The following is an 18503-nucleotide window of genomic DNA, read 5'->3' on the forward strand; positions in this document are numbered from 1 at the left end:
TTCCGCCTCCTATTCGATCACCTGGGGAACCATCAGATACCCATCCTGCGCGCTGGGCGCATTTTCCAGCAGCTGCTCCCTTGGCATACTGGGCAGAACCTCATCCCTTCGCAGCACGTTCTGCATGGGGACGACGTGCGCCGTGGGCGGCACGCCCGCTGTATCTATCTCCGCCAACTGATCTGCAAAGGCGATAATGGCAGAGAGCTCGCCCTCCATCTTCTGTTCCTCCTCGGGGGAAAGCGCCAGCTTGGAAAGCCGGGCGACTTTTTTCACGTCCACCCGCTTTTTACTGCGCTTCTGCGCCTGCTTCCCCTCTTCCCGGAAGCTCTGCCCCAGCCCCAGCACCTCCAGCTGTTCTTCGCTGACGTAATCCGGCGCCAGCGTCATCGGGCAGGCGGCATCTTTGGTCTTGGGGAAAGCCGTAACATCCCGCAACGATTCCGCCCCCAAAAGCAGCATGGCCAGGCGGTCTAACCCAAAGGCAAACCCGCCGTGCGGCGGCGTCCCATAGCCAAAGGCATCCACCAAAAACCCGAATTTTTCCTGAATCTGCTCCTCCGAAAAGCCCAGCGCCTGGAACATGGTCTGCTGAACTGCCTGATCGTGGATGCGGATACTGCCGCTGCCCAGCTCGGTCCCGTTGAGCACGACGTCGTAAGCCTGGGCTCGCACCTTCTCCGGCGCGGTTTTGAGATACTGCAAGTCCTCCGGATAGGGCATAGTGAAGGGGTGGTGCGTCGCCACATAGCGGCGCTCCTCCTGAGAATATTCAAACTCCGGGAAATCCGTGACCAGCAGGAACTGATACTCTCCCTCTTTGCGCAGGCCCAGCAGATCCGCCAGCGCCAGCCGCAGTCCGCCCAGCACCCGGCGCGCTGTCGCCAGCTGATCCGCGCAGAACAGGATGAAATCACCCGGCTGCGCGCCGGTTTTCTCTATGATGGCCCGAATCTCCTCCGGCTTAAAATACTTGGTCAAAATCGAGTAAACCTCGCCGTCTTCCCGCAGTGCGATCCACGCCATGCCCTTGGCGCCCAGCCGCTGAGCCTTGGCCGTGAGCTCCTCAATGGTACTGCGGGTAAAGGCCGCGCCGCCCGGAATGCAGAGCGCGCGCACCACGCCCCCTGCCTCGGCGACACTGCGGAATACGCCAAAACTGCAATCCCTTGCGATCTCCGTCAGCTCGATGATGGGCAGGCCAAAACGCAAATCCGGCTTATCCGTCCCGTAGAGATCCATGGCCTGCTGCCAGGTCAGCCGCGGAAATTTTTCCGCAAGTTCGATGCCCATAACGCTTCGCATGAGGGATTTGAACATCTGCTCTAGGTGCGCAAGCACATCCTCCTGCTCCACGAAGGAGAGCTCCATATCCACCTGGGTGAATTCCGGCTGGCGGTCTGCCCGCAAATCCTCATCCCTAAAGCACCGGGCAATCTGGTAGTATTTATCCATGCCGCCCACCATGAGCAGCTGCTTGAAAATCTGCGGCGACTGGGGCAGCGCATAAAACGCTCCGGGGTGCACCCGGCTGGGTACCAGATAGTCCCGCGCGCCTTCGGGCGTGCTCTTGGTTAGAATGGGCGTTTCTACCTCGATAAAGCCGGCCCCGTCCAGATAATCCCGCACGGCTCTGGCCAGCTTATGGCGGAAACGCAGGTTTTTTTGCATCTGTTCCCGGCGCAAATCCAGATAGCGGTGTTTGAGCCGCAGTTCCTCCTTGACGCCCGCCGCATCAGCCAGCTGAAAGGGCAGCGCTTTGGAGACCGAAAGAATTTTGAGCCCCTCGGCCCGCAGTTCAATCGTCCCGGTTTTGAGCTTTGGGTTATACGTCTGCTCATCGCGGATCTCAATTTTTCCCCAAACCTCGATGACGGATTCATTTCGGAGTGTCTCCGCCTGGGCAAAACCTTCGCCCAGCAGATCCATATTGCAGACCACCTGCAAAACGCCCTCCCTATCCCGCAAATCCAGGAAAATGACGCCGCCCATATCCCGCTTGGCCGCCACCCATCCAGCCGCCGTCGCCCGCTGGCCGACATAGTCTTCCGTAAATTCTCCGCAATATTTCGTCCTTCTCATCGCTGCGCTCCTTCCGCCTGTTTTGCAAATAAAAAAAGCTTTTCCTCCCCTGATAGGGACGAAAAGCTCTGTTTCCGCGGTACCACCCAAATAGATAGAAAAATTCTATCCGCTCATCCGGATACACCCAAAGGGATATCCTGCGGCAATAACGCTCCGCCTGCGTCTCGGCCTACTCGCTCTCTTTCGGCCCAGCGGCTCCCGGATGTTCTTCAGCGAAAAATCCGCGCCCGGCTCGCACCATCCCGGGCTCTCTTTGGCTACCATTTCCGCATACTCTTCCGATCCACGCCTTTGTTCAAATTATATCGCTATTTTACGGCTTGTCAAGATATTTTATGCAAGTTTTCACTCTTCGGCTGCATTTTCCTGCTGAATAGGCTTGCCGTTTTTGCGTAGAAACTGTAATTTTGTCTCGGAGATGATGACGGCGATAAACACCAATATGAATCCTGCCGCAAGCTTTCCTGTCATTTTTTCGCCGTAGAACAGCACGGAGAACAGCACGCCGAACACGGATTCCAGGCTCAAAATGATGGAAGCCGTGGCCGGGTGCGTATATTTCTGCCCGATGGTTTGCAGCAGCATGCCGCCGCCTGTGGCCGCAACGCCCAGGAAGATGACTGCCCAGATGGCCTCCGCGCCAGCCTGCACGCTGGTCGTCTCGAACAGCGCGGCAGAGGTCCAGGAACAAACAGCCGCTGTGCCAAATTGCAGGATCGTCAGCAGAATCGCGTCTCTGCCCCGGGATGCCTTGGCCACGACGACCATATGCACCGCGTAAAATACGCCGCCCAGCAGTGTCAGCCCATCGCCGATGCCAATGGAAAAATCGTCTGTCAGGGAAATCAGCCCAATGCCCAAAATGCAGAGAAGCGCGGCGGAAATGTTATAGAGATCCGGCGCCTTCTTCTCGGTCAGCCAATAGAGAAAGGGCACGATGACGCAATAAACCGCTGTCAAAAACGCATTTTTGCCCGGAGTGGTAAACTGAATGCCGATAGTCTGCACGCAGTAAGCCAAAAAGAGCAAGAGGCCCATCAGCGCGCCCCGCCAGAGATAGCCCCAATCCAGCTTCTTCCAGCAGTGAAAGCATACCAGCCCCAGCAGCACAAACGCGATGGAAAACCGCCACGCCAAAAGCAGGTTGGGCGGAAAGGCATCCACGGTGTTTTTGACGATAAAAAAAGTCCCTCCCCAGATGATCGCCGCGACAAACAGCGCCAGAGAAGACCATTTTTTCATTTGCTTTTCTTTCATTTGCTTTTCTCCTTAAAAAATTCCGTTTCCACCAGCTTTGCCTTCGCCAAAAAGGCAAAAGAAAAACAGGAATCTTTTTTTCCGGGAATCCGCAAAAGAAGCGCATCTGTTTTTGGTGCGTCTTTCAAATTATAAGCGCCTGGGCGGCGCTCTGTCAACCCCGGTGCCTTTCTCTTTGGCGCAGGCATGCTGCGGTTTGCAGTCATCGCTCCATCTGGCTTCATTTTTTCTCTTTATCCTCTTTATTTTATCTCTTTTTTGCAATTTCCCAATTTCATCCTGCAAATTTTGATAAAAAATGTTGACACACAAATCCGGTTGCGCTATACTTTGAATATAGACAGCAAAGGCGCTGCAGATTGATTCTGTTGGCGCCTTTTCTTATAACAATTTTTAATTCATTTGGGAGGAAATATTCATGACGCAAATTTCCGAAATCTTTGGAAGCATGGTCTTTGGGGATGCCGCAATGCGGGAAAAACTGCCCAAAGATATCTACAAAGCCCTCAAGAAAACCATTCGGAATGGGAAAACCCTGGATCCTGAGATCGCCGGCGCCGTCGCCAACGCGATGAAATCCTGGGCCATTGAAAAGGGCGCGACGCACTTTACGCATTGGTTCCAGCCCATGACGGGCATCACGGCTGAAAAGCACGATTCCTTCATCAGCCCCACTTCGGACGGCGGCATCATCCTGGAATTTTCCGGCAAAGAGCTGGTCAAAGGCGAGCCGGATGCCTCCAGCTTCCCCAACGGCGGCCTGCGGGCGACCTTCGAAGCCAGAGGCTATACCGCCTGGGATCCCACCTCCTATGCCTTCATCAAAGACGGCGTGCTCTGCATCCCGACGGCCTTCTGCTCCTATAACGGCCAGGCGCTGGATAAGAAAACGCCCCTGCTGCGCTCGATGGAGGCGATCAACAAACAGGCGCTGCGCATTTTGAGGCTGTTCGGCAACCGGGAGGCGACCAACGTCATCTCCAACGTCGGCCCCGAGCAGGAGTATTTCCTCATCGATACCGAGCTGTTCAACCAGAGAAAAGACCTCTTCTTTACGGGTCGCACGCTGTTTGGCGCGAAGCCGCCCAAGGGCCAGGAGCTTTCGGATCACTATTTTGGCAGCATCAAAACCAGAGTCGCCGAGTTCATGGAAGACCTGGATATCGAGCTTTGGAAAATCGGCATTCTGGCCAAAACCGAGCATAACGAAGTCGCTCCTTCTCAGCACGAGCTCGCCCCAATTTACACCACGACGAATATCGCCACGGATCACAATCAGCTGACCATGGAGATCATGAAAAAAGTCGCCAAGCGCCATGGGCTGACCTGCCTGCTGCATGAAAAGCCCTTTGCCGGCCTCAACGGCTCGGGCAAGCACAACAACTGGTCGCTTTCCACGGACAAAGGCGAAAACCTTCTGGAGCCCGGAAGCTCCCCGGAGGAAAACGCGCAGTTCCTGCTCTTCCTCTGCGCCGTCATCAAGGCTGTGGATGAGCATCAGGATTTGCTGCGCATCTCCGTCGCCAGCGCGGGCAACGACCACCGCCTGGGCGGCCACGAGGCGCCCCCAGCCATCATGTCTATGTTCCTGGGCGATGAGCTGACGGCCATTTTGGATTCCATCATGCAGGGCGTCCCCTATGACAAGAACGATGCCGGGGAGATCGAGGTCGGCGTGCATGTTCTGCCCAAGTTCCCCCGGGATAATACCGACCGCAACCGGACTTCCCCCTTCGCTTTCACTGGCAACAAGTTCGAGTTCCGCATGCTGGGCTCCAGCGACTCCATCGCCTGCGCCAACTATATCATCAACACCATCGTCTCGGATGTGCTGATGGAGTTTGCAGATCAGCTGGAATCCGCGCAGGATTTCAACAAAGAGCTGCAAAAGCTCATCAAAAATACGCTGAATGCCCATAAGCGCATCATCTTCAACGGCAATGGCTATACCGAGGAATGGGCGCAGGAAGCAGAGCGCAGAGGGCTGCTCAACCTGAAGACCACCGTCGATGCGCTTCCCTACTATATCAAGCCGGAAAACATTGCGCTGTTCGAGCGGCACGGCATCTTTACAGAGCCGGAAATGCACTCCCGCTACGAGATCCTCATGGAGAACTACTGCAAAGTGCTCAATATCGAGGGGCTGACCATGCTGGATATGGTCAGGAAGGATATCTTCCCGGCAGTCAGCGCATACTGCGGCGATCTCTCCAGCAACGCGCTGGCAAAGAAGGAGCTCTGCGAGAGCATTTCCTGCGAAAGCGAGATTGCCCTTCTGGAGAAGCTTTCCAAGCTTTCCGCTTGCCTGATGAAATCTGCGGAGGAGCTGGAAAATGCGCTGATGGGCGTTGCAGAATGCGATGATATCAAGGCCAGAGCGGAATACTACCGCGATCAGGTTCTGCCCAAAATGCAGGAACTGCGGGCGGTGGGCGACCAAATCGAGGTCAACCTGGGCCAGGATTACCTCCCCTACCCGACCTACGGCCAGCTGCTCTTCTCCGTATGCTAAAACTGGAAAAAAAGGAAGCGATTTCTCGCTTCCTTTTTTATTTATTCTTTACCCGCTTTTTCGCTTCATGTTATACTAGAAAAAAGCAAACTTGGAGGAACACTTATGGCAGAATATATGACGCAGATCATCGGCAAGCAGAAAAATATCGCGCTCATTGCCCATGATAATAAAAAAGCCGAGCTCATCGGCTGGTGCCGGGAGCACAAGGAGACGCTCAACCAGCATTTTCTCTACGGCACAGGCACAACTGCCCGGATGATCAATATGCAGACCGGCCTGCCCGTGCGCGGATACAACAGCGGCCCTCTGGGCGGTGATATGCAGATTGGCGCGCAGATCGTCGAGGGCAATATCGATTTCGTCATCTTCTTTTCGGATCCGCTCACAGCCCAGCCTCACGATCCGGATGTCAAAGCCCTGCTGCGCATCGCCCAGGTTTACGATATTCCCATCGCCAACAATAAGGCCACAGCGGATTTTCTTCTGACCTCTTCTCTCATGGATCAGGAATATGCCCACGAGATCATCAACTTCCAGCAGAATATCAAGGCGCGCGCTGAAACGCTGTAAAAAAACAGGCAGTTTACCCTTAGGTGAGCTGCCTGTTTTTTATTGGAAAGCAAATGGAATAACGCACTTTGTATTTCCAATTTCAAACCTTATTTATATTTAATTATATTAATTTTTTAGACGCAATGTAGATTTTAGTTCATAGCTCTCCTTCCCGCCTTTTTCTCAAATATCAGCAAAAAGAGCGAGCCAGCCCCGGCAGGATCCGGCGCTGTTTTTGAAACTGGTCAGCGTCATTCTTTATATTGCAAACCCTATTTCCGCCTTCTCTCTCTGGCCCGTGCAATCGCCTCTTCTTCCTTTTTTCCCATGATGCGCTTGAGCAATGTATACGCAAAGATGCCAAGCACCAAGATTGCCAGCATGGCGTATTTGTATTTTCCATAATATTCGCCTACCGCCTGCCAGTTTTCCGAAAGCAGATAGCCTGCCCAGACGAGCAGCGCGTTCCAGATGGCTATGCCGACAGTAGATGCGCTTAAAAAGGTCCCCAGATCCTGCTTTGCAAGGCCCGCGATGAAGGAAATATACGTCCGGCAGAGCGGAATTACCCGGCAGATGCCCACCGAAAAAGCCGAATATTTCTCAAATTTCTGCCGGGTTACTTCCAGCCCGCCGGCCAGCTTGGGAAAGCGCCGCTCCAGTTTTTCCATCATGGGTGCGCCGCCCCAGCGGGCCAGGCTGTAATCTAGTAAACTTCCGCCCAGGCCGGCGGCAATGCAAATCAGATAGACCGAGAGAAACGTGAACCCTCCCTGCGCGGCGACAGCGCCGGAAAGTGGCAAGACGATCTCGCTGGGAACAGGAAAACACGCATACTCCAGGAATACCGCAAAAAAAATCGCGATAAGCCCATACTTTTGGATAATTTCGATGACCGTCTGATCCGCCATAACCCGTTCCCCTTCGCTTAAACTCTCGTATCATATGTATTCCCCCCTCTCCCGGTTTAGAAATGCGCAAACAAAAAGAGCCTGAATTTTCAGGCTCTTTTTCCGGCTGATTAGATATTCTTTCCTCTGCCCGTTACTGGAATCTTATCCACGATTTCTCCATCCCGCATGAGATAGAGGAAATCATAGAGATTGATCGTCGTGCAGCAGTGCCCCGGATAGAAGGCGACCTGCTCGCCCACCTGGAGCCCCGAATCGTCATCGAAAATCGCGCAGTGCTCTTCGTGCAGCTTGATCTGTGCCTCTGGGTTTTGGACTGGATAGGGCGGCGTCTGATCTACGCCAAAGCTCTTGATGCCCGCATCCACAACCACCGTCTTTGGATTTTTGCTGACGACCGTCGAGAGCACGAAAAGCGCCGGCTGAAAGGGCAGGCCAAAGCGCCCGTAGGAGGTATCCGAGAAGAGATAGCTGCCGGCCTGAATCTCCGTATAAACGCCGTGCGCGGCCTTCATCTCAACTGTACCCGTGCTCCCGCCGCTGATTTCGCGCACCGCAATGCCCCGCTCCTGCAAGTATTCCCTAAGCTGCCGCATGGTCTGCTCTGTCTTTTCCACGCCGGGCTGGCGGATGCTCATATCCTTGTGCGAAAGCTGGCCGGCATACGCCTGAATGCCGTCGAAGGTTACGTTTTTGCACTGGGTGATATGCTGGGCAACCTGGAAAAAATCCTCAAAATTGTAGACGCCGCAGCGGTTCATGCCCACGTCATATTCCACATAGCAGTGCACCGTGCTGCCCATCAGCTGAGCTGCCGCAGAAATCGCATCGACATTCTCCTTGCTGTCTACACAGACTGTCAAATGGCATTTCTTTGCCATGGCGGCCAGCCGCAGAATTTTGGAAGGCTGCACAACCTGGTTTGCGATGAGCACATCTTTGATCCCCGCTTCAACCAGCCCTTCCGCCTCGGAAATCTTGGCGCAGGTGATGCCCTTCGCCCCGGCGGCGATCTGCATCTTCGCGATCTCCACGCACTTATGCGACTTATAGTGCGGGCGCAGTTTTGCCGCAGAACCATTCATGATTTGCGCCATCTTGGCAATGTTTGCCTCCACCGCATCCAAATCCGCGACCAGCGCCGGTGTCTCCAAATCCTCTAATCTCATTTTGCTTTCCCTCTTTTCAATATACTAAACTTTTTGCTCGATAGTATAGGCATGAAAGGCCACTTTGGGCCGCGCCGCAAATTCCGCCGCCGTCAGATTGTAGTAGCAGACCGTCTTTTTCTGGCCGATCAGCGGAAACGTCTCAGTGCGCCTAAACATGGGGATCATGCCGCATTTTTCAATGACCCGGCGGGACTTCTCGTTCCCCTCAAAATGCCCGCACCAGACCATATCCAGCCCCATCTCATAGAACCCATATTCCAAAACGCACATTGCCGCCTCGGGCATCAGCCCCTGCCCCCAATACTCCGGGCTGAGCACATAGCCCATTTCCCGAGACATGAGCCGCTCATAGGCGAGGCTCACCTGGCGATCATGCAGGCCGATGCTGCCGATGACCTTCGCATCCCTCTTATGCTCCAGGGCCAAGATGAGATCCCGCTTTTCCTCCGCAAATCCCCGGGCAATTTCCCGGCTCTCTTCGGCAGATTCATGCACTGGCCAGCCTGCCTGCGGCCCGACCAGCGGGCTTTTGGCATATTCATATAAATCCTGGTAATCCGCTTCCCTCCAGGATCGCAGCACCAATCTGCGCGTCTCTAACTGCATGTTCACTACCTCAAATAATCTAGTATCGCCGCATAGGCCCCGATCAGCTGTTCCAGCGAGACGGCGCAGTTTGCCGGGCTGGGCGAAGGCAAGCAGAAAATGGGGCGCCCTGTCTTCGCCTGGCTGTATTTCCGGTAAAGGGCCGCCGCTTTTTGGCCTGTGGCAAAAACTGCCCGGATCTCCGCCGCCTGCAAGATGGGCTCCAGGTCGCTGGGGATTGGCTGGCGAATGCTGGCATCCGCTGCCCCCTGTATCTCACATGCCTGAAGCACGTCGTAAAGCGCGATCCCATGGCGCAGCGCCATCTGCCGCTTCTGCTCGTTATTCTCCGGCAGTGGTTCCTTTAGCAGGGCCGCCAGAACCCGCCAGAACCGGTTTTGCGGGTGCCCGTAGTAAAACCCGTTTTCCCTGGATTTGGGCGAGGGCATCGTCCCCAAAATCAGCACCTTGGAGCGCGCGTCATAAACAGGCGCAAACGGATTTTTGATCTCTGCCATGCCGCTACTCCCGGATGAGATCCGCATAATCCGCGCGGATCAATCTGCATAGTTCCTCCGGCGCCAGCTCCACCTGCTCCCCAATCTTCCCGGCGCTGACGGTGATGGTCGGCTGCATTTGCGCCGCCTCGTGCAGCACCGTGCGAAACTGCTTTTTCATGCCGATGGGCGAGCACCCGCCCCGCACATATCCGGTAAGCCCCAGAATCTGGGCAACCGGTATCATAGAGATAGATTTCTCTCCCACGGCTTTGGCCGCTTTTTTCAAATCCAGCTCCTCGTTTACCGGGATGACAAACACATAGTGCTGCCCTTTTGCGCCTGCCGTAACCAGCGTCTTATAGACCGCGCTGACCTCCTTGCCGATTAGCCCAGCCACTGTTACGCCGTCTACCGCGCCGCCCTCATGCGGATATTGATATGCGGTATAGGCAATCTTCTTTTGCTCCAGCGCCCGCATGACGTTTGTTTTATGCTCGTTTTTTGCCATCTTCCTCTTCCTTTTGGGCAGCTCCCTGGCTTCTATTATAGCAGATTCTCCCCCGGAATCAACGGATGCGAACAGCGCAGGCCATCCCTAATGCTCGATATCCATAATAAACTCCAGCTGGCAAAAGGTGTCCCGATCCGTATTGATGGCATGTGCCGTCAGCAGGCCGTCTCTTTTTTTATCGTTGATCAGGATGCGCTCTCCTCTGCCTGCGCCAAAAATAATATGGTCGTAGCGCACGTTCTGCTCTTTCAAAAACCGCAGGGTATGCGCCTTTTCATATTCCGTGCGGGCGGTGAGGAAGATGATCATATCCTCACTGCTGATTTGCTCCAAAAACTCTTTTGCGCCGGGCAGGAAGGAATCCTCCCCGTCCAAAAAAGGTCCATCGTGCCTCACGATCGTGCCATCCAGATCCAAAATCCAGGTTTTGGGCATTTTGGAGAGATGAATGCTTTGCTTTTCCATAGTTTCCCGCCTTTTCCCTCAGTGCCGCCCGTTCTGCCCGCCTTCCAGCCCGCATCTCCAGCGATGGATTGCGGCAATATCCTTGGGCGTCGTCCGGCAGCAGCCGCCAATCAGCCGTGCTCCGGCCGCATACCACTTTTTCGCCCAGGCCTCATATCCCCCGGCCTCCGCCGCGCCATGCCAGGTTTTGCAGACGGCATCATAACATTCCCCGCTATTGGGATATACCACGATGGGCTTACTGCTGTTTTCGCGAATTTGCCCGATGAGCTCCTGGACATATTCCGGCGCCGTGCAGTTTACCCCGATGGCCTGAATGCAGTCCCACTCCTCCAGCTGGGCGGCGCATTCCGCGATGGGCGTCCCTTCGCAGATCTGTGTTCCATTCTTGCAGCTGAAACAAATCCACCCGCCAGCACCGGGAATCTCCTGCATACACTGCGCCAGCGCCTTGGCCTCCAGAAGGCTCGGGATGGTCTCGCAGGCGAAAATCTCTGCGCCGGCCTCCCATAAATCCTGCATGCGCCCCCGGTGAAACGCATAGAGCTCCTGCTGGCTGAGGCCGTATTCGCCTCGATATTCCGAGCCATCTGCCAAATAGGCCCCATATGGCCCGATGGACGCCGCCAAAACGGGGTATGCGCGCCCGGCGCCTTCCCCGATTTCCGCCCAAAAGCGAGCACGCGCCTGCTTTAGGAGCGCAATCGAGCGCGCTATCATCTCCTCTGCCTGCTGCTGGGCATAGCCCTTGCTCAAAAATCCGGGAATGGTAGCCTGATAGCTGGCAGAAATGCCAATATCCGCGCCCGCGCAGAAATAGTCATAATGCACCGCCTCAATCTCCTCCGGCTGTTCCGCCAAAATTTTAGCAGACCAGAGCGAATCCGCCAGGGATAATCCCCGGTTTTCCAGTTCCGTCGCCAAGGCGCCATCCAGCACCACAACCTTCTGCCTTTCCAGCAGTTCCTCCAAACGATTTTTCATCTGTCCCTCCGCTGTGCTCCCACTTTCAAAAACCCCTGGCCTCGCACATAGCCTCAATCTGCTGATACTTCATGCCCCGTGTGAGATTGGCTGCCGTCTGCGCGTTCTGCCCTTCCATCAAAATCCCATAAACACCCAGCCGCTTGACCCGTTTGCCCAGCTTGGTATTTTCCTTATTTTCTTCCGCGATCATCCCGGCATAGAGCACCGTCAGCAAATAATCCGCCAAAAGTGCATCCGGCCCATACTCCCGCTTCGCCAGCCCTGTGATGGCCCGGAGCACTTTCATATCCAGCTTTTTGCCCGTATATTCATACACCTTCAGATAATCTTGATACAGCTTTTCCCTGCCATGCCTTTCCGCCAGCGCGATCATCTGAGCGAAGTACTCCTCGTCCCGCAGCGCCTTTCTCTCTTGGCCTGGCCGTGCCAAAAAAACGCACCAGTCATCAAAGCTGCCCCGGTCAAACTCCAAAAAAGCACCGCCGGGAAAATTTTTAATGCACCTGCCCATCGCGCCTCATTCCTCTGCCTCTTTTCGCAGCAGTACGGCCGTCTCCACATGTGTCGTCTGGGGGAACATATCCACCGGCTGAATGAAGCGGGGTGCATATCCCTTTTGCCGGAACAGCGCGAGATCCCGCGCCAGCGTCGCCGGATCGCAGGAAACGTAGACCACCCTGCCCGGCGTATACGCCGCAATATCCTCGATGACCTTCTGATCCAGCCCCCTGCGCGGCGGATCGACGATCACCACATCGATTTTCCCCGCCTTATCCGCAATCTGCGCAAAGCCGTCTGCACAGTCTGCACAGTAAAACTCCGCCTTCTCCAGGCCGTTTTTCTCTGCATTTGCCTTGGCATCCGCCACGGCCTGAGGGACAATCTCGATGCCGTAGACCTTGGCCCCAAGCTTGGCCGCATACAGAGACATCGTCCCTGCGCCGCAGTATAAATCGGCCACCACTTCCCCCGGCAAAATCCGCGCCAGCTTGAAAACCGTCTGATAGAGCAGCTCGGTTTGATCGTGGTTTACCTGCAAAAATGTATTGAGCGAAATATCGAAGGAAAGGCCCGCAATCTCCTCCAAAATGCGCTCTGATCCGAAGATAGCCTGCGTCTCGCTTCCCAGAATCTGCGCGCTCCGCTCGGTATTTTTATTCACCAAAACAGAATATACTTCGGGCAGGTTGATGCGCAGGTTTCGGATCAGTTCTTTTGCATGCGGAAGCTGATCGCCGTTGATCACCAGCCCAACCATCATCTCCCCTGCGGCGCTGTACCGCAAAACGAGATGGCGGAGCAGCCCTTTGCCCGTCTGCTCACAGTAGGCCGTAAGGCCATATTCATTCGCCCAATCCCGCACCAGCGTGATGGCATCGTTCATCTCTTCCGGCAGCAGCGCGCACTTTTTAATATCGATGAGCTCGTGGCTCTTCTGCTTGTAGTAGCCAATCTCGATCCCGTTTTCTCCCTGAACGATAGGCAGCGCAGCTTTGTTGCGGTAGCCAAAATGCTGCCTTGCGGGCAGCGGGAAATTGAGTACTACATCGTCCGAAATCTTGGCAATCCGATGCATACACCCCTGAACGCGCGTGTTCTTGTAATTCAGCTGCCCGATATAGCTGCTGTGCTGGAGCTGGCAGCCGCCGCACACGCCAAAATACGGGCAAGGCGGCAAAACCCGATCCGGGCTGTCGCTCAGCCGCTCCAAAAGTTCGGCCTCAGCGTAGTTTTTTGCCGTCTTTGCGACTCTGGCGCGACCCCGCTCGCCCGGCAGCAGCCCATCCACGAACACCGCCATGCCGTCCACGCGGCCGACCGCTTTGCCCTCTATCGTCAGATCAGTTGCCTCTATCTCGCAGATATCATTTCTTTGCATTGCACGACCTCTTTTTCCCTTTTTTATAGTATAGCACGTTTTGCCCGCGGCCTGCAAAACCGCACGCCCGGGCCGCTCTTTCTCTATCATATCATGAACTGGCCCTATGATAAACAGAATTTGCAGGGGGCAAAAAGGCCAGCTCTATGATGAGCTGGCCTCTGCTTCTGGTTATTTCCCGCGGCTATTTCAGCCTTCTTTTGCGCCATACTGCCGCCGCAAGGGCACATAGGCACAGCGCCGCGCCAATGCCCCAGGCGAACAAAGCGCCCGCATCCCCCGTCTTCGGAACTTCCTCTTTTCCGGGAGGATTGGAGGGATCCTCCGGGCTGATAGGCGGCTGCTCGTTTGCGCGGTTATTGAAGAGCGCAATGCTGATCTCGCCGTCTGCAATCGTCCCGGTATCCTTGGTGGCGCTGGTCTCATAGCCGCCCTGGTTTGCCTCCAGTTCGGTTATGATATATTCGGTTCCCTGGGGCAGGCCGACTGCTGTCTTGGATTGCCCGTGCCGCAGCGTGATCTCCGCGATGCCATCCTGGAACGTGATATCCCCATAGGTTCCGCTCAGCTTTTGGCGGAGCTCCACTTTAAAGTGGAAGTCTGTCTCGGTGTTGCCATTGCCGGTTACCACCTTCGCGATGATCAGGTTGCCCGTCCCGGGTACAGGCGGCGCTCCCTTACTGTTGACGAAAACCGCATCGGCCGTCTGGTTGGAGACGATCCAGCCATTCTCGTCTATCGCCGTGGTAACGTACCGCTGCTGATCCGCCTCCAGCTCGCTGACGATATACTGCGTGCCTGCCGGCAAATTCGCGATCACGATGCGCTCGCCGTGTTTTAGAGCAATGATATCCCCGCTCTTGATCTTGCCTTGCTTGCTGCCAGCATAGGAATAGCTCTCACTCAGGGCGTTTCCATTCTCATCCCTCAGCGTCAGCGTAAAATGGAACTCCTTTGCCGGATCTCCCAGATCACCGGTAACGATTTTGCTGATGGCCAGGTGCCCCGGCGACTTTTTCACGTCTTCCCGGCTGTTGATAAATGCCGCAAGCTCCGTCTCGTCTTCCTCAATCGTGCCGGAAATTTTCTGCGTCGAGGGGATGGTGTACCAGCCGTCTGTCGGCGCTTCTGTAACCGTATATCTCGTTCCGGCAGGCAGGCCAAGGATGGTGATACTCTCGTCATGGTGGAGCGGGAGCTGGCCGCCGCTTCTGATATAGCCGGATTTATCCGTGCCATAGAAATAATACTGACCGGAAAGCGAATTGCCTGCCGCGTCCTTTAATTCCACCGTGAAATTGAAATTGCGCGTGTAGTCTTTTTCGCTCTGGGGTTTGCCCAGGACCTTTTTGCTGATGGTCAGCTGTCCCGTATGCGTATCTGTTTGCGTCTGATCCGTTACGACGACAATATTGAGCAGGCTAAACAAGCTGGTCAGCTCGGTATCGCCCAGGTTGTCGCGGTTGCCGGCGTTGTCGCTGCCCTCGTCGCTGTAGAGCTCGCCCGTCAGCGCCGGATAGTTTTGCTGCACTCTCGTGCGCAGGAAGCCTGTATTGGTAACGAAGAAGGGAGAGATGGTCTTTCCGCCATCCTCGTCGTGCAGGCCATAGTCCACCACGGCATTTTTGCCATAGTGCAGGTTGAGAGAGCGCTGTACGTTGGTTCCTTCCAGCTTCACATCCTCCCAAGCCTCAAGGCCCTGATAGTTGCCGCTCTTTTGCGTCTGCGCAAACGCGGTAATATCGCGCAGCGTAATATTGACCTCGCCGTCCGAAGCATATTTGACCATGGTCTGCGCCAGTTTGCCCACGCCTGCCATGACGGTGATTCCATTATCCGGCGCGCCTGCATCCGCATAGATGCCATAGATGCCCACGACGATGGGGATATCCGAATGATTGACCGAATACCCTGCCGGCGCATTGATCTCCCTTAAAATATAGCGGTCGCAGACGCTCCTGGCCCAGCCGATTTCCGCATAGCCTGCCTGCACATTTCCGCTGGCATCTTTGGGCGCCCCCGGCTGGAAGATCAGAACACCGTCTTCGCCGTTCACCCGGGCGGTTACGCCTTTCGCTGCCAGAGCGCCGTCCGTCGCCTGATACAGGCCGAACTCCGCGCCATTGACGCTCTTGCCATCCTGATCGACCTTCTTGACCCGCAGTTCCCTCTGCTCATTTGGGATATAGATGAGGGAGCGGAACGTCCGGTTAAACTGATCGACGTTCAGGAAGCTGAAGCCGCGCCCGTTTTCACCCTGTATGCGGTAGATCTCTTCCACAGTCTGCGCGATAGCATCATCCAGGCTGGCGCCCGCCGCCACTTTTGCTCTGACGTATGCGCCCAGCGCCTCATACTGCGCCTCATCGTCCACTCCTGACGCACCCAGCAGATCTGTAAACACCTTTGCATCGATGATCGCGTAAGTCATCTTCATATCAGCGTCCTTGCTGCTCAGCTGATAGCGATCTGCCCGGCCGGGCAAATCCAACAGCGTCCCTTCCAGACGCTTATTCTCGTCGCTCCATCCCAGGAACCAGCTGGGCGTCTGCGGGCTGGAATCCGCGCACTGATACAGCACAGCCTTGAGCGCCGCCTTGCGCCATGCCACAACCTCTCTATTTTCCGGCTCTACCGCGTGCAGGCCGTCGACATTGCTGCCATAAAGCGCCCTCCATTTGCCCGTGGACTGCTGATAGAGCATGGGAATGGCCACAACCAGGCCATCCTTCTGTGCCCTTGCCGAGACATAGGTATCCGTCGGGTTCAAATCTCCGGTATCGGGATCAAACAGGCCATAGGTGATATGGCTATTGCCTGTGATGGTAGAAGTGAAGCTGGCATAAGCGCCTGTCGTCCATCGGTTGACCACTACCATCATGGTCGTCTCCGGGTTATATTCGAGGACGATATCCTGCGGCAGGGAACGATATCCCGGCGGGGTGTTCGTCTCTTTTAAAATATAGTGCTGAATGCCCCGCTCCGTATAGCGATCCGTAAAATCGAAGGGGCGCAGCGTCTTTCCGTCTGCCTCGTATTCCTCGAAGCGCGCGGTGCCGTCCGCCTCGGTGGTCAGCGTTGTCAGGGCATTCCCGACGGGCTGATAGACGGTTTCTCCGTCTTTGGCAACAGCCTCAGCCGCGTAAAGATCGAAGCTGACGCCTCCGATGGGCTCGCCATATTGGTTGACCTTTTTGATCTGCTGATACAGCCGCGGCTGAAGGTTGAAGCGCAGCGCGATGCTGGAATCATAGTTGCCGCGCTCGAGATAGAACATTTGCAGCGTGTGGTCGCTGTTGCTGGCAAAGGTGTTTCCCCGCCAGTTGACCTCTCCCTCCTGGCCGGCAGCGCGGTAGAGATCGCGCAGTGTCGTATGCGTTACCATATTGGCAGGATCCGCTGGGTTCTCCGGAATGCCCTTGGTATCGAATCCGCGGCCGATATACACATCGCCCGTGCTGAAATCGATGGTGCCGTAAATTTCGCTGTGGGTTCCGCCCAAATCCAGAACCAGTACGCCGTCGATAAAGACCCAAACGTCGTCATCCCCGGAGAAGCCGAAGGTCATAGGCGCGTTGTGCGTCCCCATGTTGACCATGCCGCCGATGGGCTGGCGGAACTCCAGGTTGATAGTCATGCCAAGATGGTGGTTCATGGCATTGCGCGAACAGGGCACGCTGCTGGTCAGCTTGCCATCCGCATCCTCGCCGTCGAAGACCTCTTCGCCTTTGTTGAACGGAAGGAAGTTGCCGACACTTGCCGCTGCATCCGTCCGCACAGTCGCCGGAGCGTCGTATAGAATAAACTCGCCGTCGCTGTCCCCGGTTCTTCTATTGCTGAATTCCGCAAAGTTCTCCCGCATGTTGTAGTAATAGTAGCCATCGTCGTCTATCTGGAACAGCCCTTTGATATTCTGATAGCTTCTCTTATTGGGATGCGTGATATCCGGGTTAAACAGGTAATCCAAACTCTCGGTATCTTTCTGCGGATCTTTTCCCCAGATGCCGATGAGCGTATCGCTCAGATTCTGAATATTGCCGCCTGTATAGCCATTGTCCACATGATCGCCAGCCAGCTTATAGTCTTTGATCGTCTCCCAGTTTCTCTTATCCTTATCGCCGATCAGCTGCTTTTTCGCGGCCGCCGTATTGATCACAGGGTAGTTGTTCTCAAGCACCGGCCGTACGATGCCTTCCATGCCGGCATAGTTTTTGCCATACGTCGTGCTCTCCCCGGCGCCCTTGTTCCAAAGGCCGCCATGAATGACGCCGTCGCCGAAAAGCAGCAGATGCCCGGCATTGATGCCGCGGTTCCAGTCATTCTCCGAGGAAAACCCGGCGCTGGAGCCATCCTCCCTGCCATGGTTATGGTTTTTGGTCAGAATATCGCCCTGGGGCGCAGTGGGTTTTTCCGTATTCACCCAGTAATCGAACAGGTTGACGGTAACGCCATCCGGGTTAGCGACTCTGTCCGTAACGATATGTCTCTGCAAAACATCCGAGCCAACGCTTCTGGGCGTCTGAAACAAAGCCGGCCCCAGTTCCTCTTCCTCCGGGGTCTCATCCTCGCTCGGCGCGCTCGGCTCTGCATCTGGAAGTTTGGAAGCCGCCGGATAACCGCATGTTTCATCATGCACATGCTGGCATCTGAGCACTTTTATGATGCAGCCGCTCTGCTCTGTGCAGATATGTTCCTCCGCCTGCTCCTCCTCTCCCTCAAAGACACAGTTCTCTTCCAAAGCGTAACACTGCTCCGCATGTTCATGCGTGCAGTCGATCTCTTGCGTTCCTTCTGCGTATACTACTCCAGAAAATATGGGGAATAGCATTGCTATACAAAGAAATGCGCTTACAATTCTTCTTTTCATTGCACGATCCCTCCATTCTTTATCGCTCTGCTTTTTGCGCGCCCTCTATATTTATGCGCGCTCAGCTTTTGCTACGTCTTCTATCAAGCAATTCCGCTTGTTATAAAAAGGATAGACTGCCCCTGCAAACGCGTTTTTGCAAGATCAGTTTATCCTTAAAATTTCCCCAAAGCAACATAAAGACGGGCAGCCGCTCTGTCTGTCTGTCTGTCTGTCT

At 55.2% G+C, this 18503-nt stretch carries 14 protein-coding genes and 1 other annotated feature; of the genes, 2 read left to right on the top strand and 12 right to left on the bottom strand.

Features of this window, described 5'->3' with window-relative positions; translation table 11 throughout:
- Positions 1-9: 9 nt before the first annotated feature.
- Positions 10-2082, bottom strand: coding sequence for an aspartate--tRNA ligase (aspS, locus tag AALG83_05575; GenBank protein ID MEY8382624.1), 2073 nt, complete (start codon positions 2080-2082; stop codon positions 10-12).
- 51 nt (positions 2083-2133) lie between these two features.
- Positions 2134-2380 (bottom strand) — a binding site (T-box leader).
- 50 nt (positions 2381-2430) lie between these two features.
- Positions 2431-3342 carry a DMT family transporter gene (locus AALG83_05580; protein MEY8382625.1) on the bottom strand — a complete coding sequence of 304 codons (912 nt, stop codon included), beginning with the start codon at positions 3340-3342 and terminating at the stop codon, positions 2431-2433.
- Between the two features lie 418 nt (positions 3343-3760).
- On the opposite strand from AALG83_05580, the gene AALG83_05585 reads away from it, so the two are divergent.
- Both AALG83_05585 and AALG83_05590 read left to right on the top strand, forming a co-directional pair.
- On the top strand, positions 3761-5854 hold the full coding sequence (locus tag AALG83_05585; GenBank protein ID MEY8382626.1) for a glutamine synthetase III: 2094 nt from the start codon (positions 3761-3763) through the stop codon (positions 5852-5854).
- 105 nt (positions 5855-5959) lie between these two features.
- Positions 5960-6427: a methylglyoxal synthase gene (locus tag AALG83_05590; GenBank protein MEY8382627.1), complete on the top strand. Its 468-nt coding sequence runs from the start codon at positions 5960-5962 to the stop codon at positions 6425-6427.
- A gap of 254 nt (positions 6428-6681) precedes the next feature.
- On the opposite strand, the gene AALG83_05595 is transcribed toward AALG83_05590, so the two are convergent.
- The 10 genes from AALG83_05595 to AALG83_05640 form a co-directional block, all read right to left on the bottom strand.
- The gene (locus AALG83_05595) at positions 6682-7320 is read right to left on the bottom strand and encodes a DedA family protein (GenBank protein MEY8382628.1); all 639 of its coding nucleotides are present in this window, start codon (positions 7318-7320) and stop codon (positions 6682-6684) included.
- Positions 7321-7430: 110 nt separating this feature from the next.
- Entirely contained in the window at positions 7431-8489 is a 1059-nt protein-coding gene (locus AALG83_05600; GenBank protein ID MEY8382629.1) for a DSD1 family PLP-dependent enzyme, read from the bottom strand.
- A gap of 24 nt (positions 8490-8513) precedes the next feature.
- Positions 8514-9098 (bottom strand): GNAT family N-acetyltransferase, encoded by a 585-nt coding sequence (locus tag AALG83_05605; GenBank protein MEY8382630.1) that lies wholly within the window; start codon positions 9096-9098, stop codon positions 8514-8516.
- 5 nt (positions 9099-9103) lie between these two features.
- Positions 9104-9595 carry a DNA-deoxyinosine glycosylase gene (locus AALG83_05610; GenBank protein MEY8382631.1) on the bottom strand — a complete coding sequence of 164 codons (492 nt, stop codon included), beginning with the start codon at positions 9593-9595 and terminating at the stop codon, positions 9104-9106.
- A 4-nt stretch (positions 9596-9599) separates the two neighbouring features.
- On the bottom strand, positions 9600-10085 hold the full coding sequence (ybaK, locus tag AALG83_05615) for a Cys-tRNA(Pro) deacylase (protein ID MEY8382632.1): 486 nt from the start codon (positions 10083-10085) through the stop codon (positions 9600-9602).
- An 87-nt stretch (positions 10086-10172) separates the two neighbouring features.
- On the bottom strand, positions 10173-10553 hold the full coding sequence (locus AALG83_05620) for a hypothetical protein (protein ID MEY8382633.1): 381 nt from the start codon (positions 10551-10553) through the stop codon (positions 10173-10175).
- Positions 10554-10571: 18 nt separating this feature from the next.
- Entirely contained in the window at positions 10572-11537 is a 966-nt protein-coding gene (gene mmuM / locus AALG83_05625; protein MEY8382634.1) for a homocysteine S-methyltransferase, read from the bottom strand.
- 25 nt (positions 11538-11562) lie between these two features.
- A complete protein-coding gene (locus AALG83_05630) occupies positions 11563-12012 on the bottom strand; it encodes a hypothetical protein (protein ID MEY8382635.1) in 450 nt (149 codons plus the stop codon).
- A gap of 45 nt (positions 12013-12057) precedes the next feature.
- Complete coding sequence (gene rlmD, locus AALG83_05635) at positions 12058-13419, bottom strand: 23S rRNA (uracil(1939)-C(5))-methyltransferase RlmD (protein ID MEY8382636.1); 1362 nt, start codon at positions 13417-13419, stop codon at positions 12058-12060.
- A 184-nt stretch (positions 13420-13603) separates the two neighbouring features.
- The gene (locus AALG83_05640; GenBank protein ID MEY8382637.1) at positions 13604-18157 is read right to left on the bottom strand and encodes a DUF5979 domain-containing protein; all 4554 of its coding nucleotides are present in this window, start codon (positions 18155-18157) and stop codon (positions 13604-13606) included.
- Positions 18158-18503 lie beyond the last annotated feature (346 nt).

It is taken from the genome of Christensenellaceae bacterium 44-20, from assembly GCA_041223705.1.
Classification (GTDB): Bacteria; Bacillota; Clostridia; order Christensenellales; family Christensenellaceae; genus QANA01.